At 63.5% G+C, this 26,873-nt stretch carries 25 protein-coding genes; 12 read left to right on the forward strand and 13 right to left on the reverse strand.

Annotated elements, in window-relative coordinates; genetic code table 11:
* Window positions 1-21: 21 nt before the first annotated feature.
* On the forward strand, window positions 22-849 hold the full coding sequence (locus EWH21_RS05970) for a mechanosensitive ion channel domain-containing protein (RefSeq protein WP_037046694.1): 828 nt from the start codon (window positions 22-24) through the stop codon (window positions 847-849).
* A gap of 57 nt (window positions 850-906) precedes the next feature.
* On the opposite strand, the gene EWH21_RS05975 is transcribed toward EWH21_RS05970, so the two are convergent.
* Window positions 907-2,703, reverse strand: a complete 1,797-nt coding sequence (locus EWH21_RS05975) for an AmpG family muropeptide MFS transporter (protein WP_277700027.1) — start codon at window positions 2,701-2,703, stop codon at window positions 907-909.
* Between the two features lie 43 nt (window positions 2,704-2,746).
* Window positions 2,747-3,121, reverse strand: a complete 375-nt coding sequence (locus tag EWH21_RS05980) for an MGMT family protein (RefSeq protein ID WP_152487959.1) — start codon at window positions 3,119-3,121, stop codon at window positions 2,747-2,749.
* A gap of 16 nt (window positions 3,122-3,137) precedes the next feature.
* Here EWH21_RS05980 and EWH21_RS05985 point away from each other — a divergent pair, with 16 nt between their 5' ends.
* Both EWH21_RS05985 and EWH21_RS05990 read left to right on the forward strand, forming a co-directional pair.
* Window positions 3,138-4,130: a DUF481 domain-containing protein gene (locus EWH21_RS05985; RefSeq protein WP_175253023.1), complete on the forward strand. Its 993-nt coding sequence runs from the start codon at window positions 3,138-3,140 to the stop codon at window positions 4,128-4,130.
* Between the two features lie 164 nt (window positions 4,131-4,294).
* Window positions 4,295-5,308, forward strand: coding sequence for a DUF481 domain-containing protein (locus EWH21_RS05990; protein WP_277700028.1), 1,014 nt, complete (start codon window positions 4,295-4,297; stop codon window positions 5,306-5,308).
* A gap of 68 nt (window positions 5,309-5,376) precedes the next feature.
* On the opposite strand, the gene EWH21_RS05995 is transcribed toward EWH21_RS05990, so the two are convergent.
* Both EWH21_RS05995 and upp read right to left on the reverse strand, forming a co-directional pair.
* The gene (locus EWH21_RS05995) at window positions 5,377-6,639 is read right to left on the reverse strand and encodes a uracil-xanthine permease family protein (protein ID WP_037046707.1); all 1,263 of its coding nucleotides are present in this window, start codon (window positions 6,637-6,639) and stop codon (window positions 5,377-5,379) included.
* Between the two features lies 1 nt (window position 6,640).
* Entirely contained in the window at window positions 6,641-7,279 is a 639-nt protein-coding gene (upp, locus tag EWH21_RS06000; RefSeq protein ID WP_277700029.1) for a uracil phosphoribosyltransferase, read from the reverse strand.
* Between the two features lie 239 nt (window positions 7,280-7,518).
* Here upp and EWH21_RS06005 point away from each other — a divergent pair, with 239 nt between their 5' ends.
* Entirely contained in the window at window positions 7,519-8,076 is a 558-nt protein-coding gene (locus EWH21_RS06005) for a hypoxanthine-guanine phosphoribosyltransferase (RefSeq protein ID WP_037046713.1), read from the forward strand.
* A 35-nt stretch (window positions 8,077-8,111) separates the two neighbouring features.
* Here EWH21_RS06005 and dauA read toward each other — a convergent pair whose 3' ends face one another.
* The gene (dauA, locus tag EWH21_RS06010; RefSeq protein ID WP_277700030.1) at window positions 8,112-9,842 is read right to left on the reverse strand and encodes a C4-dicarboxylic acid transporter DauA; all 1,731 of its coding nucleotides are present in this window, start codon (window positions 9,840-9,842) and stop codon (window positions 8,112-8,114) included.
* Window positions 9,843-10,013: 171 nt separating this feature from the next.
* On the opposite strand from dauA, the gene EWH21_RS06015 reads away from it, so the two are divergent.
* A complete protein-coding gene (locus tag EWH21_RS06015) occupies window positions 10,014-10,301 on the forward strand; it encodes a PA4642 family protein (RefSeq protein ID WP_037046718.1) in 288 nt (95 codons plus the stop codon).
* Window positions 10,302-10,423: 122 nt separating this feature from the next.
* Here the strand turns inward: EWH21_RS06015 and rpsT are convergent, their stop codons facing one another.
* Window positions 10,424-10,702, reverse strand: a complete 279-nt coding sequence (gene rpsT / locus EWH21_RS06020) for a 30S ribosomal protein S20 (RefSeq protein WP_003243036.1) — start codon at window positions 10,700-10,702, stop codon at window positions 10,424-10,426.
* Between the two features lie 190 nt (window positions 10,703-10,892).
* On the opposite strand from rpsT, the gene murJ reads away from it, so the two are divergent.
* The 6 genes from murJ (at window position 10,893) to ispH (ending at window position 18,291) form a co-directional block, all read left to right on the forward strand.
* The gene (murJ, locus tag EWH21_RS06025) at window positions 10,893-12,428 is read left to right on the forward strand and encodes a murein biosynthesis integral membrane protein MurJ (RefSeq protein WP_277700031.1); all 1,536 of its coding nucleotides are present in this window, start codon (window positions 10,893-10,895) and stop codon (window positions 12,426-12,428) included.
* A gap of 61 nt (window positions 12,429-12,489) precedes the next feature.
* Entirely contained in the window at window positions 12,490-13,440 is a 951-nt protein-coding gene (gene ribF, locus EWH21_RS06030; RefSeq protein ID WP_037046723.1) for a bifunctional riboflavin kinase/FAD synthetase, read from the forward strand.
* Window positions 13,437-16,271, forward strand: coding sequence for an isoleucine--tRNA ligase (gene ileS, locus EWH21_RS06035; protein ID WP_277700032.1), 2,835 nt, complete (start codon window positions 13,437-13,439; stop codon window positions 16,269-16,271). Before ribF ends, ileS begins: the two co-directional genes overlap by 4 nt.
* The gene (lspA, locus tag EWH21_RS06040; protein WP_037046727.1) at window positions 16,264-16,773 is read left to right on the forward strand and encodes a signal peptidase II; all 510 of its coding nucleotides are present in this window, start codon (window positions 16,264-16,266) and stop codon (window positions 16,771-16,773) included. The genes ileS and lspA overlap by 8 nt, the downstream gene beginning before the upstream one ends.
* The gene (locus tag EWH21_RS06045; RefSeq protein ID WP_047590269.1) at window positions 16,770-17,207 is read left to right on the forward strand and encodes a peptidylprolyl isomerase; all 438 of its coding nucleotides are present in this window, start codon (window positions 16,770-16,772) and stop codon (window positions 17,205-17,207) included. Before lspA ends, EWH21_RS06045 begins: the two co-directional genes overlap by 4 nt.
* Before the next feature lie 139 nt (window positions 17,208-17,346).
* Entirely contained in the window at window positions 17,347-18,291 is a 945-nt protein-coding gene (ispH, locus tag EWH21_RS06050; RefSeq protein ID WP_277700033.1) for a 4-hydroxy-3-methylbut-2-enyl diphosphate reductase, read from the forward strand.
* 7 nt (window positions 18,292-18,298) lie between these two features.
* On the opposite strand, the gene EWH21_RS06055 is transcribed toward ispH, so the two are convergent.
* Genes EWH21_RS06055 through EWH21_RS06085 form a run of 7 tightly spaced genes read right to left on the reverse strand, consistent with a single transcriptional unit; the run spans window position 18,299 to window position 25,048 of the window.
* Complete coding sequence (locus tag EWH21_RS06055) at window positions 18,299-18,733, reverse strand: type IV pilin protein (RefSeq protein ID WP_152487963.1); 435 nt, start codon at window positions 18,731-18,733, stop codon at window positions 18,299-18,301.
* Window positions 18,720-19,067 carry a PilY2 family type 4a fimbrial biogenesis protein gene (locus EWH21_RS06060; RefSeq protein WP_277700034.1) on the reverse strand — a complete coding sequence of 116 codons (348 nt, stop codon included), beginning with the start codon at window positions 19,065-19,067 and terminating at the stop codon, window positions 18,720-18,722. The genes EWH21_RS06055 and EWH21_RS06060 overlap by 14 nt, the downstream gene beginning before the upstream one ends.
* Before the next feature lie 2 nt (window positions 19,068-19,069).
* Complete coding sequence (locus tag EWH21_RS06065) at window positions 19,070-22,543, reverse strand: PilC/PilY family type IV pilus protein (protein WP_152487965.1); 3,474 nt, start codon at window positions 22,541-22,543, stop codon at window positions 19,070-19,072.
* Window positions 22,544-22,556: 13 nt separating this feature from the next.
* Window positions 22,557-23,120 carry a PilX N-terminal domain-containing pilus assembly protein gene (locus EWH21_RS06070; RefSeq protein WP_277700035.1) on the reverse strand — a complete coding sequence of 188 codons (564 nt, stop codon included), beginning with the start codon at window positions 23,118-23,120 and terminating at the stop codon, window positions 22,557-22,559.
* Entirely contained in the window at window positions 23,117-23,848 is a 732-nt protein-coding gene (locus EWH21_RS06075) for a PilW family protein (protein ID WP_172979128.1), read from the reverse strand. The genes EWH21_RS06070 and EWH21_RS06075 overlap by 4 nt, the downstream gene beginning before the upstream one ends.
* 46 nt (window positions 23,849-23,894) lie before the next feature.
* Window positions 23,895-24,470, reverse strand: coding sequence for a type IV pilus modification protein PilV (gene pilV, locus EWH21_RS06080; RefSeq protein WP_277700036.1), 576 nt, complete (start codon window positions 24,468-24,470; stop codon window positions 23,895-23,897).
* An 8-nt stretch (window positions 24,471-24,478) separates the two neighbouring features.
* Window positions 24,479-25,048 carry a GspH/FimT family protein gene (locus tag EWH21_RS06085; RefSeq protein WP_277700037.1) on the reverse strand — a complete coding sequence of 190 codons (570 nt, stop codon included), beginning with the start codon at window positions 25,046-25,048 and terminating at the stop codon, window positions 24,479-24,481.
* A 699-nt stretch (window positions 25,049-25,747) separates the two neighbouring features.
* Here EWH21_RS06085 and thiO point away from each other — a divergent pair.
* Entirely contained in the window at window positions 25,748-26,848 is a 1,101-nt protein-coding gene (gene thiO / locus EWH21_RS06090; protein WP_277700038.1) for a glycine oxidase ThiO, read from the forward strand.
* The last annotated feature ends 25 nt before the right edge of the window (window positions 26,849-26,873 follow it).

A 26,873-nucleotide genomic window follows, 5' to 3' on the forward strand; every position in this document is an offset into this window, starting at 1 on the left:
CACAGGAAACAGGAGCCCTCCATGGAGATGAACGTCGACGAACTGGTCAAGCTGTCAGAGGCCTGGCTGCCAGTCGTGCTGGAGTACAGCGGCAAGCTGACTCTGGCGGTAATTACCCTGCTGATCGGCTGGTGGCTGATCAGCAAGCTCACTGCCAGCATCGGGCGGATTCTCGAGGCGCGTAACGTGGACCGCGCCCTGGGCAGCTTCATCGGCAGCCTGGTGCGCATCGTCCTGCGCATTCTGCTGCTGATCAGCGTGGCTTCGATGGTCGGCGTGGAGACCACCTCGTTCATCGCCATGATCGGTGCCGCCGGCCTGGCCATCGGCCTGGCGCTGCAGGGCAGCCTGGCGAATTTCGCCGGCGGCGTGCTGATCATGCTGTTCCGGCCCTTCCGCGCCGGCGACTGGATCGAGGCGCAGGGCGTTTCCGGGAGCGTCGACAACATCCAGATCTTCCACACCACGCTGAAGACCGCCGACAACAAGGTGGTGATCGTGCCCAATGGCAACCTGTCCAACGGCCACATCACCAACTACTCGCGTGAACCGCGGCGGCGTGCCGACATCAACGTCGGTATCGACTACTCCAGCGATATCAAGCGCGCGCGTGAGGTTTTGCTGGAGATCGCCAAGGACCCGCGCGTACACCTCGATCCTGAGCCCGTCGTATTCGTCACCGGGCTGGGCGACAGCGCGGTGAACCTGTCGCTGCGCGTCTGGGTGGCGACCGGCGATTTCTGGCCGGTGACCTTCTCCTTCACCGAGCTGGCCAAGGAGCGCCTGACCGAGGCCGGGATCGGCATTCCCTTCCCGCAGCGCGTGGTGCACCTGGCCAAGGCCGAGTGAGGCAGCCGCCGCAACGAAGAAGCCCCGGCAGGTCCGGGGCTTCTTTTTGCCTGTCGGTCAGGCCTGTTCCGCGTTCGCCGGCGTCGCGGCGAGCTGCGGCTGGCGCTTGTCGCGTCGCCACTGGATCAGGATCAGGATCAGCGTCGGTATGCCCATCAGCGCGGTGGCGAAGAAGAACTGCGCATACCCCAGGTGCTCGACCATCACCCCGGAGTAGCCGCCGATCAGGCGCGGCAGCAGCAGCATGATGGAGCTGAGCAGGGCGTACTGGGTCGCGGAGAACTTCAGGTTGGTCAGGCTCGACAGGTAGGCGACGAAGGCCGAGGTGGCCAGGCCGGCGCTGAAGTTGTCGCAGCTGATGGTGACGATCAGCATGTTCAGGTGCGGGCCCATGCCGACCAGCACCATGAACAGCAGGTTGGTGGCTGCCGAGGCCGCCGCGCCCATCAGCAGGATCGGCATGATGCCGAAGCGCACGATCAGCAGTCCGCCGGCGCCGGCGCCGAGCAGGGTCATCACCAGGCCGAAGACCTTGCTGACGCTGGCGATCTGTTCCTTGCTGAAGCCCTGGTCGATGTAGAAGACGTTGGCCATCACCCCCATCACCGTGTCGGACAGGCGATAGGTGGCGATCAGGCTGAGCAGCAGCAGGGCCTGCCAGCGATAGCGCAGGATGAAGTCGTTGACCGGCGTCAGCACCGGGGCCATGCCGCCCCAGAACAGGCTGGAGATGGAGAGACCGGTGAGCAGGGTGTAGAGCAGGGCACGCAGGAAGGCGCGATCGTAGTACAGCAGCTCCTGCAGGCTCATCTGTCCCTGGAACAGCAGGATCAGGTCGCTTTCGTAGTACTGCGTGAGCATCGCCGGCACGGAGATCAGCAGGATGATCAGCAGCAGTACGGACAGCAACTGATGGAAGAAGCCGTACTTCGCCGCAGCGGTCTTCAGCACCGGCGCCAGGCCGCCCCAGAACAGCCCCGACGCACAGACGCAGGCCAGGGTGCTGTAGAGCATGGCGCGGAGGAAGGCGCGGTCGTTGTAGAGCAGCTCCTGCGCACTGACCTCACCCAGCAGCATGGCCACCAGGTCGCTCTGGTAGAACTGGATGAACATCGTCGGCACGGCAATCACCAGCACGATGACCGCCGCGATCGCCAGCAACTGGTGGAAGAAACCATGCTTGGGTGGCGCCGCGTGGATGTGTGGCGGTGCGGGTGGCTCGCGCATCCAGATGGAGGTCAGCAGGCCGGGGAGCATCAGCAGGCCGAAGACCAGGTAGGTGCCGGTCCAGGCGCCGAAGCGGTAGTTCTCCGCCGTCGAGCCGAAGCCCTCGGCGAAGTACAGCGCGCCCGCCGTCGCCAGCAGTGCGGCGACGCGATAGCCGGTCATGTAGGCGGCCGCCAGGGCTGCCTGGTGTTCGTCACCGAGGATCTCCAGGCGATAGGCATCGACGGCGATGTCCTGGGTGGCCGAGGCGAAGGCGACCAGCACGGCCAGGGCGATCAGCGACGACAGGTGCGTCTGCGGGTCGAAGTTGGCCATGCCGACCAGGCCAATGGCGACCAGGCCCTGCGCCAGCACCAGCCAGGAACGGCGTCGTCCCAGCTTGCCCAGCAACGGCAGGCGCCACTGGTCGAGCATCGGCGCCCAGACCCACTTGAAGGCATAGGCCAGGCCGATCAGGCTGGCGAAACCGATGGTTTCACGCGCCACACCGGCTTCGCGCAGCCACACCGACAGGGTCGAGAACACCAGCATGTAGGGCAGGCCGGCAGCGAAGCCGAGAAGTAGCAGGGCCAGGGTGGCGGGGTTGGCGTAGGTCGCGAGGGCTTCTCGCCAGGATTTGCGTGGCATCAGGCTCGAGTCTGGGTCGGGGGGGAGGTTGGTAGGGCGCACTCTAACTGCTGCGCTCCATCGGGCGCCAGCCGTGGCGGCGCATATCCACACGTTCGTTCAGGATGCTGATGCCTTCCGCACGCAGGCGCGCGCGCTGCTCGGCGCCCGACGGGCTGCCGGCGGCCAGGCTCAGACGTCCGCCCGCGGCGATCACGCGGTGCCAGGGCAGGCGGGTACCTTCGGGCAACTGGCTCAGCGTGCGACCGACCCAGCGCGCTGCGCGGCCCAGGCCGGCCAGTTGAGCCAGCTCGCCGTAGCTGACGACCTTGCCCTGCGGAATCTGCGCCAGTACCAGATACAGTGCCTCGCGACGCGCCTCCGCGCTTGCCGGTGGTGATCCCGGCCATGCAGACTCTGGCGGTTTCGATTTACCCATGAGATTCGTCCTTATCATGCGCGTACTGCTTGCCTGCTTCCTGATTGCCCTGGCTGCTCCGGCCTGGGCCGACACCGTGTGGTTGAACAATGGCGACCGCCTCAGCGGCGAAATCATCCTGCTCGACGGCGGCAAGCTGGCGCTCAAGACCCGCTATGCCGGCCAGGTGCTCATCGACTGGAAGGATATCGACACCCTGAGTTCGGACAAGCCCCTATTGGTGCGTCGCAGCGGTTTCGACAACGAACACAGCGAAAGGTTGGCGGCCGCCGGCAGCGGAATGGTCCGGGTGCAGGGGGCGCGGGAATACACCCTGCCGCTGGCGCAGATCACCCGCCTGGTGCCGCCACGACCGTTGCTGGAGGATAACGTCTGGGAGGGCAACCTCGATGCCAAGCTGGACATGAAGCGCAACCAGAACGATGTCGATGAATGGAAGCTCAAGGGCAACACCCGCGTGGAGCACGGGCGTTGGCGCCACGTGCTCAGTGGCGAACTGGAGCACGAGACCAAGAACGGCAGGAAGGTCGAGGACAACTGGGAGCTGGAATACGACCTCGACCGCTTCTTCACCCAGCACTGGTTCTGGCGTGGTGGCATCGAGCAGAGCGAGGACGAGTTCGAGTCCATCCAGCGGCAGCGCATCGTCGGCACGGGCCCCGGGTATCGCTTCTGGGACGACGAGCTTGGCCGCTTCGATCTGATCGCCCAGTTCAACCGGGTGCGCCTGGAATCGGATGTCGACGACCTGGCATTCAATACCAGCTCGCTGGAACTGGACTACAAGCGCCTGCTGTGGGGAACCCGCTTCGAGTTCTACGCCAATGCCGAGTTGCAGGTTCCGCATATCGACGAGATCGACTACGTACTCGACAGCGAGTTCGGCCTGCGCTACCGCGTCAACCAGTGGGCGCGCCTGTCGCTGCTGTACGAGCTCGATCAGGTGCGTGGCCAGGGCAGGACGGTTGCCGATCGACATTATCTGATCGGTATCGGCGTGGGCTGGTGACGGCGTGCGGGCCAACGGAACGCCGCCCGACGGAGTGCCGCCCAGCGGAACGCCGCCCGGCAGATAAAGCTGAACTCTGGGTGCTCCGGTCGGTCAGCTGTTGCTCTGTCGCCGGGCTTGCGGATAATGCCCGGCCTTCGCCCACCAACGCCTTCGCCCAATCTATGTCTCGCTCTACATCGCTGTCCCTGCTTGGCCTGAGCATCGCTCTGTGCAGTTCCGCTTCCTTCGCCGATACCGTCTGGTTGAAGAACGGCGACCGCCTCACCGGCACCATCCGCGTCTTCGACGGCAGCCGGCTGCTGCTGCAGACCGACTACGGCGGTTCCATTGCGCTGGACTGGAAGAAGATCGCCACCCTGGAGAGTGATCACGAGCTGCTGGTCAAGCTCGGCCCGCTCGAGGGGGAACGAGCCAAGTCGCTGCTGGCCGCCGAGTCGGGCAAGGTGACCCTGGCCAACGGCGAGGCGCCGAAGACCGTCGAGCTGGCGCAGATCGAGCAGATCATGAAGCCCAAGCCGCTGGTGGAGGATTTCGTCTGGAAGGGCAACGTCGACCTCGGCCTGGACTACAAGCGTGGCGAGCGCGACTCCGACGACTACGACGTTGATATCAAGACCCAGGCGCGCCACGGACGCTGGCGGCACAACGCACTGGCCGACTACAACCGTGAATTGAAGGACGGCGTGGTCAGCACCGATAACTGGAGTGCGGAGTACGCGCTGGACCGCTTCCTCAACGAGAAACTGTTCTGGCAGGGGCGCTTCGAGTACAAGCGCGACCGCGTCGAGGAGGTCGAGCGTCAGCGCACCATCGGTACGGGCCCGGGTTACCAGTTCTGGGATGACGAGCTGGGTGCCTTCTCCGTCGCCACCCTGGCCAACCGCAGCGACTACCGCTACAGCAATGGTGAGCAGGACCGCTTCTACGCGCTGAGCGTGAAATGGGATTACAACCGCTACCTGGTCGGCAAGACCGTCCAGCTGTTCAGCGTCGGCGAGGTCGGCCGGCCACTCAATGGCGCCGCCGAATACAGCCTGGATGCCGAGGTCGGCCTGCGCTACAAGGTCACCGACTGGGCATCGCTGAACATGAAGGCGGAAAAGGACATCGTCAGCGGCGCCGAAGGGGACCTGGACGAGACCCGCTATACCCTGGGCTTCGGCGTCGGCTGGTAAGGACCGTCGCGAGCCCGCTGCAACGAAAAAGCCCGCGACCTGGTCGCGGGCTTTTCTTTACGGCGGGGTCACGCGTCTTCGAGGTCGCGGTTGCGCCAGCCGGCACCGCCAGGGAGCAGCAGGTTGAGCAGCAGCGCGCTGATGGCGCACAGGGAGATCCCCGACAGGGCGAACTCCTGGCCGCCGATGACCATGCCACCGATGCCGAAGACCAGGGTCACCGAGACGATGATCAGGTTGCGTGCTTCGGACAGGTCGACCTGATGGCGGATCAGGGTGTTCAGGCCCACCACCGCGATGGAGCCGAACAGCAGGCAGAGGATGCCGCCCATCACCGGCACCGGAATGCTCTGCAGAGCCACGCCGAACTTGCCGATGAAGGCCAGGGCGATGGCGAACACGGCAGCCCAGGTCATGATCTTCGGGTTGTAGCTCTTGGTCAGCATCACCGCGCCGGTCACTTCGGCGTAGGTGGTGTTGGGCGGGCCGCCGAACAGGCCGGCGGCCGAGGTGGCCAGGCCGTCGCCGAGCAGGGTGCGGTGCAGGCCGGGCTTCTTAACGAAGTTCTTGCCGGTGACGTTACCGATCGCCACCACGCCGCCGATGTGCTCGATCGCCGGTGCCAGCGCGACCGGCACCATGTACAGGATGGCGCCCCAGTGCAGCTCCGGCGCGATGAAATTGGGCATGGCGATCCAGGCGGCCTGGCTCACGGCGCTGCTGTCGATCACGCCGAGCAGGGCGGCAATCGAGCAGCCAACGGCGATGCCGGCGAGAATCGGTACCAGACGGAAGATGCCACGGCCGAGCACGGCGACCAGTACGGTGGTGATCAGCGCCGGCATCGAGATCAGCATGGCGGTCTGGTACGGCACCAGTTCCACGCTGCCGTCACCGGCCTTGCCCATGGCCATGTTCACCGCGACCGGCGACAGCGCCAGGCCGATGGAGATGATCACCGGTGCGATCACCACCGGCGGCAGCAGGCGGTCGATGAAGCTCGGGCCGCGCAGTTTGACCACCACCGACAGCAGGATGTAGACCAGACCTGCGGCGATGATCCCGCCCATCACGGCCGGCAGGCCGAACTCGCCCTTGGCGGCCAGGATCGGTGCGATGAAGGCGAAGCTGGAGGCGAGGAACACCGGCACCTGGCGTTTGGTCACCAGCTGGAACAGCAGGGTGCCGATGCCGGCGGTGAACAGCGCGACGTTGGGGTCCATGCCAGTGATCAGCGGCATCAGCACCAGCGCGCCGAAGGCCACGAAGAGCATCTGTGCGCCGGAGATGCCCTGGCGCCACAGCGGATCGTTGAATTCCGTCTGCGACATGTCAGGCGTCCTTCTGCTTGGTGCCGAAGATCTTGTCGCCCGCATCGCCCAGGCCCGGGATGATGTAACCGTGCTCGTTCAGGCGCTGGTCGATGGAGGCGGTGAAGATGGTCACATCGGGATGCGCCTTCTCGACCGCTTCGATGCCCTCGGGAGCCGCGACCAGGACCATGGCGCGGATGTCCTTGCAGCCGGCTTTCTTCAACAGGTCGATGGTGGCGACCATGGAGCCGCCGGTGGCCAGCATCGGGTCGATGATCAGGGCCAGGCGCGAATCGATCTCCGGTGCGAGCTTCTCCAGGTAGGTGTGCGCCTCGAGTGTCTGCTCGTTGCGCGCCACGCCCACGGCACTGACCTTGGCACCGGGAATCAGGCTGAGCACGCCGTCGAGCATGCCGATGCCGGCGCGCAGGATCGGCACGACGGTGATCTTCTTGCCGGCGATCTTCTCGACCTGTACGGCGCCCGCCCAGCCTTCGATCTCGTAGGCTTCCAGCGGCAGGTCGTTGGTCGCCTCGTAGGTCAGCAGGGCGCCCACTTCCTGGGCCAGCTCACGGAAATTCTTGGTGCTGATATCGGCGCGGCGCATCAGGCCGATCTTGTGACGGATCAGCGGATGGCGGATCTCGCGAGTGGGCATGGGCTGGGATCTCCAACGGGGCTCTGGGAAAAATCGCGTTAGATTAAAGCATTGCTCGTGCCAAGTGGTGGGTGACTTGCGGGTCACGGCACACGGCGTCCTGCATGGGCTACGCTGGTCAGGCGAGACTTGGCAAGCGCTGTCCAGATCTGTACCTTTGCCCGCTTTTATTTGACGACTCGATCAGCTTTCAGGCTGTTCAGCGCCATTCATCAGCCCGATCAAGAGAGAACGCCATCATGTCCGCCGATCTCGCGCACATCCGCCAAGTCATGGCGGAAGCCGACTGCCTGTTCACCGACGCCCAGGTCGAAGCGGCCATCGACAAGGTCGCCGGCCAGATCAATGCCGAACTGGCCGAGAGCAACCCGGTGGTGTTCTGCGTGATGAACGGCGGGCTGATCTTCTCCGGCAAGCTGCTGCCCAAGCTGAACTTCCCGCTCGAGGCGTCCTACCTGCACGCGACCCGTTACCGCAATGAAACCAGCGGTGGCGAACTGTTCTGGAAGGCCAAGCCGGAAGTCTCGTTCATCGACCGCGACGTGCTGATCATCGACGACATCCTCGACGAGGGGCATACCCTCGGCGCCATCATCGACTTCTGCCACCATGCCGGTGCCCGTGCCGTGCACACTGCGGTGTTGATCGACAAGGAGCATGACCGCAAGGCGCGTCCGGACCTGAAGGCCAACTACGTCGGCCTGCAGTGCATCGACCGCTACATCTTCGGCTACGGCATGGACTACAAGGGATACTGGCGCAACGCTGCCGGCATCTTCGCGGTCAAGGGCCTGTAAGCCGCTGCCCCGCTTTGGGCGTGTGCCATGCGCGCCTAGGCTTCCTGAGGTTTTTCCCCCAACCAGCGCAACGCCTTCGCGCGCGCCTGTGCCAGGTCGCGCACGTAGGCCAGTTCGCCTTCGCGGCGCAGCACCCCGGCGCGACGCAGCTGCAGGCGCACCTGAGCCGTCGCGCCGCTGAGGATCAGCGCCACGTTCTGCTGCCGATAGTCGCGCAGGACGTTGTCCAGTGCGGCCAGGGCCGTCATGTCCAGCAGCGGTACGGCGGTGATGTCGACGATCACGATGCGCACCCCCGGCGTGAAGCGGCGCAGCACGCTCAGCGCCTTTTCCGCCGCACCGAAGAACAGCGGGCCACGGATGGCGTACGCCAGTACGTGCTCGGGCAGGTCCTGCAGGACCTGGCGCTGCTGGCGGTTGAGGCTCGCGGTGTCGGTCAGTTCGCTCATGCGCTTGATGAACAGCCCGGCGGCCAGCAGCAGGCCGACGCCCACGGCCAGCACCATGTCGAACAGCACCGTCAGCACCAGGCAGACGAGCAGCACCAGCACATCGCTGCGCGGCGCGATGCGCAGGGTGTGCAGGACATGCTGCGGCTCGCTCATGTTCCACGCCACCATCAGCAGCAACGCCGCCAGCGCCGCCATCGGCAGGTAGCTGAACAGCGGCGCCAGCAGCAGGATCGCCGCCAGCACCACGCCGGCATGCACCAGGGCGGCCAGTGGCGAGAAGGCACCGGCACGCACGTTGGCAGCGGTGCGGGCGATGGCGGCAGTGGCGGTGATGCCGCCGAAGAAGGGCGCGGCCAGGTTGCCCAGCCCCTGGCCGATCAGTTCGGCATTGGGGTCGTGCTTGCTGCCCGTCATGCCGTCGGCGACCACGGCGCAGAGCAGCGATTCGATGGCGCCCAGCATGGCGATGGCGAATGCCGGGGCCAGCAGTTGGCGGATCAGTTCGAAGGACAGCGTCAGGGGTTGGCCGTCGGCACCGGGCAGGTTCCAGGGCAGGGCCAGGTCCGGCAGGAACGGCGGGATGCCGGGGTATTCGACGCCATCGAGCTGATAGCTGAAGCGCTCGCCGAGTGTCGCCACGGGCAGCCCGAGCTGCTCCAGGGCGAGCGCCAGCAGTGCGCCAAGCGCCAGGGCGACCAGGTGCGCCGGTACTTTCGGCACCAGACGCGGCCAGACCAGCAGCGTTGCCAGTGCCGCTGCGCCGACCAGGCTGTCGCCCGGTTGCAGGCCGGGCAGGGCCTGCGCCAGCAGCTTCAGCTGTTCCAGCAGGTGATGGGGTGTGCTGGCCAGGTGCAGGCCGAACAGGTCCTTGATCTGCAGGATGGCGATGACGATGCCGATGCCGGCGGTAAAGCCCAGTGTCACCGGGTAGGGCACGAACTCGATCAGGCGTCCGGCGCGCAGCAGTCCCAGGGCGATCAGAATGGCTCCGGCGAGCATCGTGCACAGCAGCAGGCCGCCCAGGCCGTATTGCTGGGTGATCGGCAGGAGGATCACCACGAAGGCGGCCGTGGGGCCGCAGATGTTGAAGCGCGAGCCACCGCACAGGGCGATCAGCGGCGCCGCGATCAGGACGGTGTAAAGGCCGTGCTGGGGCGCCACGCCCACGGCGATGGCCAGCGCCATGGCCAGGGGAATGGCGATGATGCCGACCGTCAGGCCGGCGCTCAGGTCGCCACGCAGGGCCTTCCACGAATAACCGGCGCCCCGGGTCTGGCGCCAGGCGGCGAACAGCGGTAACGATTGACGTGACATGCTGGCTCCAGGGTGGCTTGGCGCATTATAGGAGCCAGGATGCCGGCGCGGTATGACCTAGGTCGGCTGTTGCGGCAGTCGTGCCGGTGTTAGCGTGTCCGGCTGCGCGTTGAGCGGCGCCCGGCTCGGCGGTACACTGCCGGCCCTCTGTAATGCTGGCGGGAGCAGGCGATGCGTAAAGACAAGAAGCAGGTGATTGGCGAAGAAATCAGCGATGACTCGATCAAGCTGTTCCTTGCGGTGGAACCGGCGGACGCCACGCCGCCGTCGCTGCACAAGCTGGTCAAGGCCTACCGTGGCCTGCGTGTCGATGACTTCGAGCGCTTCGTGGGGTTCTTCGTGGCCGCCGGCCATGATCTCGCCGCGACGGATGCGCAGGGCAACGACTTCGTTGCGCTGATCCAGGACCAGCGCAACGCCGAGCCTTACATCGAGGTGATCAAGGCCGCGCGCGGCTGAGGGCCTTGCAGAAAAATGCCTGCCTCCCTGGGAGCGCGGGCATTTTTTATGGACTGCGGAGCAGGAATCCGGGGTAATAAAAAACCGGCCACAGGGGCCGGTTTTTCAAGAACCTGTCGCGATTAGGCGGCAGCAGCTTCGCCCAGCGCCTTGATGTGCGCGTTCAGGCGGCTCTTGTGACGAGCGGCTTTGTTCTTGTGGATGATGCCTTTGTCAGCCATGCGGTCGATGACCGGAACGGCTGCGGTGTAAGCGGTCTTGGCAAGCTCGAGATCCTTGGCAGCAATAGCCTTGACCACGTTCTTGATGTAGGTACGGACCATCGAGCGCAGGCTGGCGTTATGGCTACGGCGCTTCTCAGCCTGTTTGGCGCGTTTTTTGGCAGAAGGTGAGTTGGCCACCGTCAAGCTCCTCGAAAACTGGGGGGTTTACACAAATTAAGGCCGCGAATCATGCCGACATGACTATCGGCTGTCAAGTCCGCGGGTGCTTTTCGCCGCTGGCCTGACCAGCGGTGGCTCGCTACACTCGACGCTTTTGCGAGCGGCGGATTGTCCACGTTCGCCGCTGTCCGGAAAAGCCCTGACCTCCATGAATCTGCTCAAATCCCTGGCCGCCGTCAGCTCTCTGACCATGGTTTCCCGCGTGCTGGGCTTCGTGCGTGACACCATCATCGCCCGCACCTTCGGTGCCGGGGTGGCGTCGGACGCCTTCGTCGTGGCCTTCAAGCTGCCCAACCTGCTGCGTCGCATCTTCGCCGAGGGCGCGTTCTCCCAGGCCTTCGTACCCATCCTGGCGGAGTACAAGATGCAGCAGGGCGAGGAGGCCACGCGCACCTTCGTCGCCTATGTCTCCGGCCTGCTGACGCTGGTGCTGGCGCTGGTGACCGCCATCGGCGTACTGGCCGCCCCCTGGATCGTCTGGGCCTCGGCGCCGGGCTTCGCCGAGGACGGCGAGCGCTTCGGGCTGACCGTCGATCTGTTGCGGGTGACCTTTCCTTATATATTGCTGATTTCCCTGTCCTCGCTGGCCGGCGCCATCCTCAATACCTGGAACCGCTTCTCGGTGCCGGCCTTCGTGCCGACCCTGCTCAACGTCAGCATGATCGTCTTCGCGCTGTTCCTGACCCCCTATTTCGACCCGCCGATCATGGCGCTCGGCTGGGCGGTACTGGCTGGTGGCATGGCGCAACTGGTCTGGCAGCTTCCGCACCTGAAACGGATCGGCATGCTGGTCCTGCCGCGGCTGAATTTCTCCGACCTCGGCGTGTGGCGGGTGCTGAAGCAGATGGGGCCGGCGATCTTCGGCGTCTCGGTGAGCCAGATCTCGCTGATCATCAACACCATCTTCGCCTCGTTCCTGGTGGCCGGCTCGGTGTCCTGGATGTACTACGCCGATCGCCTGATGGAGCTGCCCTCCGGGGTGCTGGGCGTGGCGCTGGGGACCATCCTCCTGCCGGCGCTGTCCAAGACCTACGCCAGTCGCGACCGTGAGGAGTACCGGCGCCTGCTCGACTGGGGCCTGCGCCTGTGCTTCCTGCTGGTGCTGCCCAGTGCGCTGGCGCTGGCGGTGCTGGCCGAGCCGTTGACCGTGTCGCTGTTCCAGTACGGCAAGTTCAGCGCCACCGATGCGCTGATGACCCAGCAGGCGCTGATCGCCTATTCCATCGGGTTGCTCGGCATCATCCTGGTGAAGATTCTCGCGCCCGGCTTCTATGCGCAGCAGAACATCAAGACGCCGGTGAAGATCGCCGTGGTGACGCTGCTCTTCACCCAGCTGATGAACCTGGCGCTGGTCGGCCCGCTGGCGCACGCCGGCCTGGCGCTGGCGATCAGCCTGGCGGCCTGCCTCAACGCCGGCCTGCTGTACTGGCAGCTGCGCCGCGCCGACATCTTCCGTCCGTTGCCCGGCTGGGGCCTGTTCCTGCTCAAGCTGGTGCTGGCGGTGGTGGCCATGGTCGCGGTGCTGCTGGGCTTGCTGCAGGTCATGCCGGCCTGGGCCGATGGCGAGATGCCGCTGCGCCTGTTGCGCCTCGCGGGGCTGGTGGTCGCCGGCCTGATCACCTACTTCGGCATGTTGCTGCTGCTGGGATTCCGTCTGCGCGACTTTGCCCGACGGGCGCTTTGACGCCTGTTGTGCATGGCGTGCTGTGCGTATAATCGGCCACTTTGTGAACAAGAAGCGTGCTATGCAGCTGGTTCGAGGTCTTCATAACCTGCAGTCCCAGGCGCGGGGCTGTGTGGTCACCATCGGTAATTTCGACGGCGTTCATCGTGGGCACCAGGCCATTCTGGCGCGCCTGCGTGAGCGTGCCGCGGAGTTGGCCGTGCCCAGTTGCGTGGTGATCTTCGAGCCGCAGCCGCGAGAATTCTTCGGCCCGGATACCGCTCCGGCGCGCCTGACCCGCCTGCGTGACAAGCTTGCCCTGCTGGCTGCGGAAGGCGTCGACATGGTGCTGTGCCTGGCCTTCAATCGCCGGCTGCGGGAGTTGTCGGCGGCCGAGTTCGTGCAGCGCGTGCTGGTCGACGGGCTCAAGGTCAGGGACCTGGAGATCGGCGACGATTTCCGCTTCGGTTGCGACCGGGCCGGCGATTTCGAATTTCTCAAGGCGGCTGGCCAGCGTCATGGCTTCAGCGTCGATGCCTCGACCACGGTCGAGGTGCGCGGTGGCCGGGTCAGCAGCACACGCGTGCGCCAGGCGCTGGCCGATGGTGATTTCGAACTGGCCGAAGCCCTGCTGGGGCGGCCGTTTCGCATCGTCGGGCGGGTGCTGCACGGGCAGAAGCTCGGTCGCCAGCTGAATGCCCCCACTGCCAATATCCAGCTCAAGCGGCGCAAGGTGCCGCTGACCGGCGTCTATCTGGTGAGCTGTGACGTCGATGGCGTGATTCAACCAGGCGTCGCCAATATTGGCGTGCGCCCCAGCGTTGCCGGTGACGGCAGCGCCCATCTGGAAGTACACCTTCTGGATTTTGCCGGCGATCTGTATGGCCGGCGCCTCTCGGTGGCTTTCCACCACAAGCTGCGTGATGAGCAGCGTTTCGCCTCGCTGGAGGCTTTGAAGGCGGCAATTGCCGCCGATATTGCAACTGCCCGTGAATATTGGCAGAGCCACCCGCTGATGAAGAGTCCGACATGACCGATTACAAAGCCACGCTGAACCTGCCCGACACCCCCTTCCCGATGAAGGCTGGCCTGCCGCAACGCGAGCCGCAGACCCTGCAGCGCTGGATTGATATTGGCCTGTACGAGAAGCTGCGCAAGGCGGGTGAAGGGCGTCCGAAGTTCATCCTGCACGACGGCCCCCCCTACGCCAACGGCAGCATTCACATCGGCCACGCGCTGAACAAGATCCTCAAGGACATCATCACCCGTTCCAAGACCATGGCCGGCTTCGACGCGCCGTACGTGCCGGGCTGGGACTGCCACGGCCTGCCGATCGAGCACAAGGTCGAGACCACCTTCGGCAAGAACCAGCCGGCCGACCTGACCCGCGAGCGCTGCCGTGCCTATGCCGCCGAACAGGTGGAAGAGCAGAAGGCCGGTTTCGTCCGCCTTGGCGTGCTGGGTGACTGGGACAACCCCTACCTGACCATGAACTTCGCCAACGAGGCCGGCGAGATCCGCGCCCTGGCCGAGATGGTCAAGAACGGTTTCGTGTTCAAGGGCCTCAAGCCGGTCAACTTCTGCTTCGACTGCGGCTCGGCGCTGGCCGAGGCCGAAGTCGAGTACATGGACAAGAAGTCCGAAGCCATCGACGTCGCCTTCCCGGTCGCCGACGCCGACAAGCTGGCCGCCGCCTTCGGTCTGGCCAGCCTGAGCAAGCCGGCCGCCATCGTCATCTGGACCACCACGCCCTGGACCATCCCGGCCAACCAGGCGCTGAACGTGCATCCGGAATTCACCTACGCCCTGGTCGACGTCGGTGACCGCCTGCTGCTGCTGGCCGAAGAGATGGTGGAAAGCTGTCTGCAGCGCTACGACCTGCTGGGCGAGGTGGTGGCCACCGCGCCTGGCGCGTCGCTGGACCTGATCAACTTCCGCCACCCGCTGTACGAGCGTCTGTCGCCGGTGTACCTGGCCGACTACGTCGAGCTGGGCGCCGGTACCGGTATCGTTCACTCCGCACCCGCCTACGGCGAGGACGACTTCCGTACCTGCAAGGCGTACGGCATGAGCAACGACGACATCCTCAACCCGGTGCAGAGCAACGGCGTGTACGCCGAGTCGCTGCCGTTCTTCGGCGGCCAGTTCATCTGGAAGGCCAACCCGGCCATCGTCAGCAAGCTCGAAGAAGCCGGTGCGCTGCTCAAGCACGCCACCATCAGCCACAGCTACATGCACTGCTGGCGCCACAAGACCCCGCTGATCTACCGCGCCACCGCGCAGTGGTTCGTCGGCATGGACAGCCAGCCGAAAGAGGGCGGCACCCTGCGTGAGCGCTCGCTGGCGGCCATCGAACAAACCAAATTCGTCCCGGCCTGGGGCCAGGCGCGTCTGCACAGCATGATCGCCGGGCGCCCAGACTGGTGCATCTCGCGTCAGCGCAACTGGGGCGTGCCGATCCCGTTCTTTACCCACAAGGAGAGCGGCGAGCTGCACCCGCGCACCGTCGAACTGATGGAAGAGGTGGCGGGGCGCGTCGAGCAGGAGGGCATCGAAGCCTGGTTCAAGCTTGACGCCGCCGAGCTGCTGGGCGCCGAGGCCGAGCAGTACGACAAGAGCCGCGACACCCTGGACGTGTGGTTCGACTCCGGCACCACCCACTGGCACGTGCTGCGCGGTTCCCACGCCGACCTGGCGCACCGCAGCGGTCCGGTGGCCGACCTCTATCTGGAAGGTTCCGACCAGCACCGCGGCTGGTTCCATTCCTCCCTGCTGACCGGCTGCGCCATCGACGGCCACGCGCCGTACAAGGAACTGCTGACCCACGGCTTCACCGTCGACGAGCAGGGCCGCAAGCAGTCCAAGTCGCTGGGCAACGTGGTCGCGCCGCAAAAGGTGATCGACAGCATGGGCGCCGACATTCTGCGCCTGTGGGTAGCATCGACCGACTACTCCGGCGAGATGGCCGTTTCCGACCAGATCCTGCAGCGCAGTGCCGATGCCTACCGCCGCATCCGCAACACCGCGCGCTTCATGCTGGCCAACCTCAACGGTTTCGACCCGGCCAGGGACCTGCTGCAACCCGAGCAGATGCTCGACCTCGACCGCTGGGCGGTGGACGCCACCGCGCGCCTGCAGGACGAGCTGACCGAGGCCTACGGCGAGTACCGCTTCTGGAACGTCTACTCCAAGGTGCACAACTTCTGCGTGCAGGAGCTGGGCGGCTTCTACCTGGACATCATCAAGGACCGCCAGTACACCACGGCGGCCGACAGCGTGGCGCGTCGCTCCTGCCAGAGCGCGCTGTTCCACATCTGCGAGGCGCTGGTGCGCTGGGTGGCGCCGATCCTGGCGTTCACCGCCGAGGAAATCTGGCAGTTCTTGCCGGGTGAGCGCGCCGAGTCGGTGATGCTGGCCACCTGGTACGAGAACCTGGCGCGTCTGCCGCAAGGCTTCGAGCTGGATCAGGCCTATTGGCAGCGCGTGATGGACGTCAAGGGCGCGGTCAACAAGGAACTGGAGGCCATGCGTGCGAGCAAGACCATCGGCGCCAGCCTGCAGGCTGAGGTCACCCTGTTCAGCGACGACGCCCTGAGCGGCGATCTGGCCAAGCTCGGCGACGAGCTGCGCTTCGCGCTGATCACCTCGGCTGTCACCACCGCGCCTCTGGCGGATGCGCCGGCCGATGCCGTCAGCACCGAGGTGCCGGGCCTGAAGCTGAAGATCGTCAAGTCCGCGCATGCCAAGTGCGGTCGTTGCTGGCACCTGCGTGCCGACGTCGGCAGCCACGCCGCGCATCCGGAACTGTGCAGCCGCTGCGTGAGCAATATCGAAGGTGATGGCGAGGTGCGCAAGCATGCCTGAGTCTTCGCGTTTCGGGCACTTGCCCTGGCTGCTGCTGAGCGTGCTGATCCTGGTCGTCGACCGGGTCAGCAAGGACTTCTTCGAAGGCAGTCTGAGCATGTACCAGCGTATTCAGGTCATCCCTGACTACTTCGACTGGACCCTGGCCTACAACACCGGCGCGGCATTCAGCTTCCTGGCGGATGCCGACGGCTGGCAGCGCTGGTTCTTCGCCGCCATCGCCATCGTGGTCAGCGTCGTGCTGGTGGTCTGGGTCAAACGCCTCAAGCGCCACGAAACCCTCCTCGCCGTGGCGCTGGCCATGGTCCTGGGCGGTGCGCTGGGTAACCTGTACGACCGCGTCGTGCTCGGCCATGTGGTCGATTTCATCCTGGTGCACTGGCAGAACCGCTGGTTCTTCCCGGCGTTCAACCTGGCCGACACCTTCATCACCCTCGGCGCCATCCTGCTGGCACTGGATATGTTCAAGAGCGACAAGTCCGCGAAGGAGGCTGCGCAATGAGCGACGTACGCATCGGCCCGGATCGCGAGGTCACCCTGCATTTCGCCCTCAAGCTGGAAAACGGCGATGTGGTCGACAGCACGTTCGACAAGCAGCCGGCCACCTTCAAGGTCGGCGATGGCAACCTGTTGCCGGGTTTCGAACAGGCGCTGTACGGCTTCAAGGCCGGCGACAAGCGCAGCGTGCAGGTCCAGCCGGAGCAGGGCTTCGGCCAGCCCAACCCGCAGAACGTGCAGGTCATGCCGCGCAGCCAGTTCGAGGGCATGGAGCTGTCCGAGGGCTTGCTGGTGATCTTCAATGACGCCGCCAATGCCGAGCTGCCGGGTGTGGTCAAAGCCTTCGACGACGCTCAGGTGACCATCGACTTCAACCACCCGCTGGCTGGCAAGGTGCTGCAGTTCGATGTGGAAATCATCGAGGTCAAAGCGCTCTAGCCCGCCTTGCCGCTCCCGCGGCAGCGACTTCAGCCGCGACGCTCTTCTTGCAGCCTGGGCTTATCCCGCGCAGGCTGTACCTTCCGGGATCGACGCGATTGCGTCGTTTCGACTCTCGATCAACGCCGAGATGCCTTGCATGTATATCAAACTCGCCAATCCCCGTGGCTTCTGCGCCGGTGTCGACCGCGCCATCGAGATCGTCAACCGTGCCCTGGAGGTATTCGGTCCGCCGATCTACGTGCGCCATGAAGTGGTGCACAACAAGTTCGTGGTCGAGGACCTGCGCGCCCGTGGCGCGGTGTTCGTCGAGGAACTGGATCAGGTGCCGGACGACGTCATCGTCATCTTCAGTGCGCACGGTGTTTCCAAGGCGGTGCGCGACGAGGCGGCGAATCGTGGTCTCAAGGTATTCGACGCCACCTGCCCGCTGGTGACCAAGGTGCACATGGAAGTGGTGCGCTACAGCCGTGAAGGCCGCGAGTGCATCCTCATCGGCCACGAAGGCCACCCGGAAGTCGAGGGCACCATGGGCCAGTACGACGCCAGCAACGGTGGCGCCATCTACCTGGTGGAGGACGAGGCGGACGTCGCCGAATTGCAGGTGCGCGACCCGCAGAACCTGGCATTCGTGACCCAGACCACCTTGTCGATGGACGATACCAGCAAGGTGATCGACGCCCTGCGCGCCAGATTCCCTGCCATTGGCGGGCCGCGCAAGGACGACATCTGCTATGCCACGCAGAACCGCCAGGACGCGGTCAAGCAGCTCGCCAGCGAGTGCGATGTGCTGCTGGTGGTCGGCAGCCCGAACAGCTCCAACTCCAATCGCCTGCGCGAACTGGCCGAGCGCATGGGCACGCCGGCCTACCTCATCGACGGCGCCGAAGACCTCAAGTCCGAGTGGTTTGACGGTGTGGCGGGTGTAGGTATCACCGCCGGCGCCTCTGCCCCGGAAGTCCTGGTGCGCGGTGTGGTGGAACAACTCCGCGCCTGGGGCGCAGAAGGGGAGTGCGAACTGGAGGGGCGGCCGGAGAACGTGACGTTCTCCATGCCGAAGGAGTTGAGGGTTAAGGCGATCTGAGGGGGCGTTATTTCCAGCAGTCGGATAGCGCTCCACTACCAGTCTTGCTCTTGGCACCCGCATGGTTCAGACCCAGGGTTCCGCATTCGCTGTCACGGCTGGCCTGTACGCCTTGAGGAACCACGGTCATGCTGTATTCGACGGTGGAAGCACTATTGGCGATGGTCAGCTGATAGAAGTTGTTGGCTGAGCGCCCCGCCGCGCGTCCTCCCGTTGCGGTGTAGCCCAGCTCTGCCACTGTAGTCGCATAGCGATTGTTCTGGGTCATGAAACGTTCCTGGCGCGCTGCTGCCTCCTGCAGCAGCGCCATGCCTTCGGTACGGTTCGAGCGCGTGACGTACTGCTGGTAACTGGGAATGGCAATGGCCGCCAGCACACCAATGATCATCACTGCAATCATCAGCTCGATCAGGGTAAAACCCGAGTTCTTAGTTCTGTTCATTCGCTCGCTCTCTCAGCAGTTCCTGCACTTCCTCGGGGCTCGGTTGCAGCAAGATGGCGACCGACTCGATCTTGGCAATGCTACCTGACTCGGTTCCGGAAAACGCGATGACGGTGCCTATCTGGAGCTGATAGATCACCGGACCGGCATTGACCTGCAGGCTCTCGGTCACCGAGTTGGGCAGCAGGTAAGTGCGATCATCGATCCTGATCTTGGACTGTGCCAGGTTTATGTCCTGCACGGCGCCAGCGGCTTCAAAGGTTTGAGCCTGGGCCGAGGCATGGGCCATCCATAGCCCACACACGCTGACAAATATGAAAAGGAACTTTTTCATTGTTACTCTCCCAGTACTCGCCAGGTCTGGCGGCCTCTTGAGGCGGGACCGAAGTCCAGCACTTCCTTCTGAACGCCACCATCGGTGTTGAAGAATGCCTGAGTCCCCACGACCGCTGGGGAGCCGAAGCCCGGTATGCGAACACTGGACACGACCTGGCCGTTGTAGGAGTCGTCTGCGGTCACGTAGTTGTTGCCGGTCAGGTCGAGCACGTTGAAGTCAGTGGCCCCACCGGTGCGACCGTCGATTGCCAGGAACCAGCGGTCGATGCCCGAGCTGCATGGGTCCGAGTTCGGCACCGTGGTCGCTGCGAGCAGTACGTTCCCGCGCGATGTCAGCGGCGTGGTGACGAGCTCCCCTTTCAGCGTGTTGCCTTCCTTCAGGTCCAGGAACCAGCCGTACTTGTTGACGTTGGTGCCATTCATCCACTGAATGGGGTTCTTGCTGATTGTGCGAATTTCACGGCTGCGGGACGAGCTGTTGTCACTGTCCGTGAAGGTACTGGTTACCGAGGTGCTTATCGTCTGGGCAACCAGGTTGCTGCGTGCCACGCTTGGCGTTGAGCTGGCGGTTTCCCCGGCCGTCTGGCGATCCCAGATGCCATAAAGTGACATCGCGACGGAGGTATTGGCCTGAGAGTCCGTGGTTTCGAAGTACTTGCCGGTACCAAAGCCCACGATGTAGCCAGTGCCCGATGGGTGGCGAACCAGCGCCGGTGCTGCGGTGATCGGCTGTCGAGTCGAGCCGTCACTGGCAAGAGCCGTGTACAGCGGGTTTCCGCCAAACGCGACCTTGAAAGTGCTGGCGTTGACATTGGCTGTGTTCTGCAGTGGTGACGATTTGCTGGCATCGAACAGGTCGAAACGCCAGAGGTTGCCAGTGAGATCGCCGGCATAGACGTAGTCGGTGACCAGGTCCCCGTTGATGTCTACAGCCCTCGGCGAGGACAGGCCATTGATGGTGCCGGCGGTGCCCACCGTGAATTTCCGAGTGACCGTGCCATCAACTGCATCAAGAATGAACAGGGCCGCACGGTCGTTGGTGCTGTTGTAGCCGTTGGCGAGGATTACGCCCCACTTGCCATTGTGCAGTTTGCTGATGATGGGTTCGGGAAAGGTGAAGCCAAGGTCCGCATCGGCAGTGGAGCTGAACTCCCACAGCAGCGAGATATTGTTGGGGTCGGTGATGTCCAGAGCGAAAACCGAACGGCCGCCGCCACGCAGTGTGCCGACCAGAATGGTCCTCCAATTCGTGCCGTCGAATATGTCACTCACTACGGGCGTGCCGTCAACATAGAACTGGTGGGTGTAGCTCTTGTCTGTCAGCAGATTGAGCTTTTCGATCACCGCCGTTGGTACATAGGCAAATACTTCGCTGCCCGAGGCGTCGAACGCATGCAGCATGCCGTCATTCGCGCCAACGTAGATCCGTTTGGCCCGGTTGGCCTTGCTGAGGGCGAAGTTGTTGTAGGACTGGGCGCCAGAGCTGCCAGCGGCCTGGTCCATCAGGTTGGGCACCCGGTCTGGCGCTCCTACCGCAATCGGGCTGGAGTGGATGATGTCCCCCAGCAGGTGCTCCCGAGTGCGGAACGTGCTGGTCTCCAGGCTGCGGTCGCCGCGGATATAGTTCACGCGGGACTCCCCGCGGGTATCTGCTACCCCAGCAGCGGTACGATTGAGCGTCGTTTGCTGAGCCGTGGACAGATTGCTCCACAGGAACGGCTGCAACGTCCCGTTCTGGTTGAACATGATGGTGCGCGATGCAGGTGAGCGACTGTTCAGTGGGTCACGTGCATTCCAGGCAAACGTCAGGAGTCCGTTGCTGTCCACGTCATACTTGACCAGTTCGCCGCTCCAGTTCTTGCTGGAGAAGCGTGCGTAGTAGGCCTCGTTGTCGAATGTGGCGACTGCCGACTCCAGCGAGGCCGCAGAGGCCGATGTATCGCGGGCGGCAATGCGATTGAGGATGGTCTGGAAGGCCGCCACCATGTCGTTCGGCGAGTCGACGCTGAAGAATTCGCCCCTAGAGTTGAGTGCCGCGTGCCACAGCTCGTACACGTTTTGCGATTGGTTGCTGGCCGGCTGAGGCCAGTCTACGAGTCCCTGGCGCAGGCGGTCATAGTCGCCTTCGAACGTACTGCCGCCCCAGGCTGGGTTGGTCAGGCTACGAGTCAAGCCCAGGCCCAGCGTATAGGTCACCATATGTTGCCAGGTGGCCGGGTTGTTGCGAGGGTCCCAGTACTGGGTCGCTGGGTCGGCGTTGGTGGCCGGGATGAAGGGTTTCAGGCCGTTCGCCAGGTTCGTATTCGCATCCTCGGCCCAGTATTTGAATGCCAAGTCTGCCAGGGTGTTCTCATCGTTACGGCTGGCACCGTCACGGAACGGCGCTCTTGCTGTATAGGCTGTACCATCAGGCAATGTTCGGCTGGTCCCGTCGGTATCACCCACATCGGTGGATAGACTCCCATTCCACAGACCATCGGTCATTAAAATATGGTAGGTGGAGCGGCAGGAATACTGTGGTGACGTTGTTGTGCCAGGGGCATAGGCCCAAGGGCCGTTGACGCCGGTAGTCGAGAGAAAGTTACCTGCCCGCTGAGCTGCGGCGCGTAGGGGGGTGCCCCCACTTGCAGGCAGATCGGCCAACCAGGAGAAGAAGCCCTCGCGATGCTGGTTGGCAAAGTTGCGCAGGTAGTTGGAATAGCTGTTGTCGGCGCCGCTGCAGTTGCCAGAACCAATGCTTCTGCAAGTGTTGAGCATCTGCCAGGTGACGCGGACGTTGTCGGGGAGTGACAGGAACGCCAGATTGGCGGCCGAGGCTGTCGCTAGCGTACGAGTCCTGTAGAACGAATACCAGTTCGCGAAGTTCTGCTGTTCGGCACTGCTGACCCACACCAGCCGGTAACAGTCATCGTCTTCAAGTGTGCCATTACAGTTACTGAGAGAGTTGTCGCGAACGTAATAATATGCGGCAGATGCCCGACCGGTTCGGTTGAAATCACTTGAAGGGTGATTCGCCTGGCTCTGGGAGGTGCTGTCCGGTGTATGGGTAGTCGTTACGAGGTAGTTGTTTGAAAGATTTATAGAGCCCAGGTTGGGCTTGAAACCGTTGATATAGGCCTGTGTATAGCTGGTGGTGTATTCCGTTGTAGAAATCAACCCCGTGCGACTGTTGAAGGTCACGCTCTTGGGGCGGGCGTAAGTCGTATTGGGGTTGTAGTACATCGGGTTATAGTCCGATGATCTGAATCTGCGGGTCGTAGACCTTCCCGAGATGCTATCCGGAGCAAAGGCATAGGCCATGGAACCGGAGTCGTCCAGCGTCACCAGCAGGTTGGGGGCAACACCTTCGGTCAGGAACAGCGGTTCCTGACCGATAGTCAGTCCAGCCGCCTGGGTCGACTGGGCAGCCATGAGCATGGCGGTTACCAATGCACTACTGAGCGCTGTCTTGGCTGTGAATTGTGTGGTCTTCATGTTTGACTCCGATTCAGTAGCGCTGAACGGTAACGGATTGCAGGGCAGTCATGGTGCGGCTGGAACGACCCTGTGATGAGGCGTTGACCTCATAGTAGTAAGGGCCGACACCCCGGCTGCGCAGGTTCGGGTCAGTCACCTCGACCCGGCCGCTGGAGTCGATCAGATCAAAGCCCAGCAGCGCTGTTTGCCAGCGGGGGTCGCTGGCTACGTTGAGTTCTGTTGTGTTGCTCGTCGAACCCTTGTAAGGAATCGCGTTTGCTGCGGTTGTCCACCAGGACCAGTCGAGGTATGGAATAGAACTGGAGGGGGTCGCACGGACGCAGAGCACCGTCTGACCTGCGCAGTTCGCTGAAGTCGTGGCGGGGCCGATACTGGCGGCAAGGCGGGTTTCGCCTTCGCGAAGCGCTGATTCGGCACCGTTGAACGACGCCTGTTGATCGCGCAGATTGCCAACGATGCGTTCTTCCAGCGTGACTTCTCTCATGCTGGAAATGGCCAGAACCGTAATGATCAGGAGCAGTATCAGGCTGATCAGCAGCGTGGCGCCACGTTGCTTGTGAGTTGCGGGAATCATGGCGCGATGTTCCTCAAGGTCGTTGTGCCCTGTACGGAGCGATAGAGCCTGCTGTCCGAGGGTGTCGTGGCGGTGGTGCTGGACAGCGGGAAGTAATAACTGTCGTTGCTCAGGGCGACGTTGGTCGAGGTGCTTTCCAGCAGCGTGGCATAGCGAACGGCAATGACGTCGCTGAGACTCGGGACGTTGTTGTAGGTCACGTAGGCGTCTGCAACCCGATCAGCGCCCTGGCTGTCGATGCCGTATTCGAACTGAATTTGGCTGACGTTCTCCAGCAGCGTCGCGGCTGCACTGAATGTGCCCGTGCCTGATCTCACGGCACATTGCAATTGGCCCGCTGTCGTTCTTTCTATCTTGACCGTGACAGGCGTATCACTGGTGATCGTGTTGCCTTGGCAGTCACGCTCACTGTTGGTCGCACGCTGATAGCGCATGCATATGCCCTGGCCGTTGGTGGTCGGTCTGATGACCTGGCCAGCGGCAAATGCCATGCAGCCATTGGTGGCCCCGGCCGCAGGGAAGATGAAGTCGCGGGCATCTTGTGGCGTGCGACGATATCCAGCCTTGTAGAGCTGCTGTTCCAGCAGTATCAGGGAGAAACGGCTGCCCTCCTGGTTGGCGGACTGGTTCTGCTGATAGATATAGTTGCGCTTGTTGTCGATAAAAATTTGCGTGATCCCGAGGATCAGGAAGCTACTGATCGCCATGGCGATCAGCAGCTCGATCATGGACAAGCCTCGTTGTTGGGATGGTGTCAGGCGTTGCATGGGCACCTCAGGGCTCGAAGCTGATTTGGTAGTACTCGCGACGATTCCCGGCATCCACCAGGTCAGCGCAAGGCGTATTTGTCGGGCAGTCGGTGTTGCGGCTCAGCCAGCCGACACGGATCTTTATGGCCGACCCCTGGTTGTCGCAGGCTTCGCTATCCGGAGTTCTATCCCGGCAGATGATGAAAGTGGCCAGGGTGGCGTTGTCGATCGGCAAGCTGTTGCGCACCTGCTGGGTCCACAGGAACAGGTGATCGGTCGCCATTTGTGCGGCGGTACAGCCTGTGGTCGTTCTGCAGCTGGCTTCACCGGCGGTGGGGAATGCGCCAGACGCTGCCTTGTAGTAGTTGGAGGAGCTGAGCAGTTCCCCGCTGGGGCCGATTACCGCGCTTCTATTGCCACGAATCAGCTCGATCAGATCGTTGGTCAGCATGGCGGCGGTATTGCGCTGGTTGGCATCCTGGGTGTACTGGATCGTCTTGCCTTGCATGGCAACGAGTCCAAGCACACCGATGCTGATGATTACGATGGCTACCAGCACCTCGACCATGCTGAAGCCTTTCTGTGATGTCTTCGCGGGCATGTGCATTCTCACGGCGAACAGGTAGTTGGGGCGGCTGTAGGGGCTGTGACGCGTCCGCTGGGCTGGACTTCTATCACTCTGGCCAGGGACAGATCACCGTCTTCGCAGAGGACGATCTGTTGCGCTGTCGTAGTGGCCAATGTGCCGTTGGGTCTGAAGGAGAGCCAGGAGGCTGCGCCACTGGTCGATCTCGCCGCGAGCTTCGGTTGGCCCAGACCCGCATGACTGCGCAGCTCAGTATCGGTGGATGAGTTGTAGGCCCGGTTGGCGGTGGTGTTGCCCGCCACGAAAATACGAATTCCCTGATCCCAGCGGCCACTTTGCCCGGAGGTGTTCTCCACGATAACCAAGCGATTGCGGACGACCGCCTCGCTCCTGGCATATTGCAGCTGGCTCGTCAGCTCGTTGGTCGCGCTTTGAACCCGGTTGGTGGCGATCAACTGCTGAAGATTGGGCATCGCTATTGCCGCAAATATTCCAATGAGAATCAGGACGATCAGGAGTTCGATCAGAGAAAAGCCCTGCACCGACAACCGGGAGGTTATCGTGCGGCCTGAGCAGGAAAGGGCATTGGGCATACTGGCGTGCACTTTATTGGAGAGTGTTTGCTCAGTTTGCCAAGTGCCGATCCGACTGTCTTTTCAGGCGGGATGATCGGTTTAACTGCCGGTATGATCGGTCATGCAGCAGGCCGCTCGCTCCGTTGTCGACGCCAGGCGCACCCGCCCTTGGCGGTTGATGACCACTTGCCAGACGGGTATCTGCTCTCGACACAGAGCGAAGCGCCCGTTGCTTGCGGGAGCGGTACCATTTGGGACGTAGCGAATGTCCTGACTGAAGCCGCTCCAGCATACGGGAGTGGTTTCGTGAGGCTGATAACGCTGGTGAACACGGTTGTCGTGAGGTGTGACGACCAGCCAGTACCTGGCCCATCGTCCATCGCAGGTATCACCATCACTTGAGCCGCATAGGACGTGGGGGCGCTGTGTTGTGACTGACAGTGTTCGAGCCTGTGACAGGAGTGCCAGCAAGGTGTCTCGGGTAGCCTGCTCTCGGTTGTTTCGAGCCAGAGATCCCAGGGTCGTGGGCAGGATGCTGATGAGAACGGCAACGATGCAGGTAACCGTCATCAACTCTACAAGGCTGAACGCCTTTTGTTGATTTTGATCCATGGTGCGATTCCTTTTGCACTTATGATCTGAGGCCTTCCTGGCCTCTCATCGGTTCTACAGCAAGGCTGGGTATTGTCAAATCGTCGTTCGGTATAAGGGGGCGCAGTGGGGGCTGATGTAGTTGTTGTCGGTGGCGGGGTGATCGGTTTGCTGAGTGCCTGCAACCTGGCGTCGGAGGGAGCTCGGGTGGTTCTGTGTGAGGCGGCCTCGCAGGTCGGATCAGAATCCTCCTGGGCCGGCGGCGGGATCGTTTCGCCGCTGTATCCCTGGCGCTACAGTGCCGCGGTCACGGCGTTGGCGCACTGGTCGCAGGACTTCTATCCGGGGTTCGGACAGCGCTTGCTGGATGAAACGGGTATCGACCCCGAGGTGCATGTCACCGGGTTGTACTGGCTGGACATGGATGACGAGGTCGAGGCGCTGGCGTGGGCCGGGCGTCAGGGGCGTCCTCTGCTGTCGGTGGACATCGATCAGGCGTACCGGCAGGTGCCGGTGCTGGGGGCAGGGTTCTCCCGTGCCATTCATATGTCGGGTGTGGCCAACGTGCGGAATCCCCGGCTGGTCAAGGCGCTGCGTGCAGCCCTGGCGGCGATGCCCAACGTGGAGGTGCGCGAGCATTGTCCGGTGAGCGGCTTCGTTCACGAAGGCGGACGCGTGCGCGGGGTGAGCACCGCTGAGGGTGAGGTGCGTGCCGAGCGAGTGGTGCTCGCTGCCGGTGCCTGGAGTGGCGAGTTGCTCGCGACGCTGGGCCTGCGCTTGCCGGTCGAGCCGGTGAAAGGGCAGATGATCCTCTACAAGTGCGCCGGTGACTTTCTGCCAAGCATGGTGCTGGCCAGGGGGCGTTATGCGATCCCGCGGCGCGACGGGCACGTCCTGGTCGGTAGCACGCTCGAGTACGCAGGCTTCGACAAGACGCCGACCGATGACGCGCTGGAAAGCCTCAAGGCATCCGCCGAGGAGCTGCTGCCTGCGCTCAGGGATGCCGAGGTGGTCGGGCATTGGGCAGGGTTGCGACCGGGCTCGCCGGAAGGCATCCCGTTCATCGGCGAACTGGCCTCGCACCCGGGGTTGTGGCTCAACTGCGGGCATTTCCGCAACGGGCTGGTGCTGGCGCCGGCGTCCTGTCAGTTGCTGGCCGACCTGATGCTCGGTCGCGAACCGATCATCGATCCGGCGCCTTATGCGCCTGCCGCGCGCCTGCAGTAGATGAAAGGGCCTGCATGACAACGCA

It is taken from the genome of Pseudomonas sp. REST10, from assembly GCF_029542605.1.
Lineage (GTDB): Bacteria > Pseudomonadota > Gammaproteobacteria > Pseudomonadales > Pseudomonadaceae > Aquipseudomonas > Aquipseudomonas khazarica.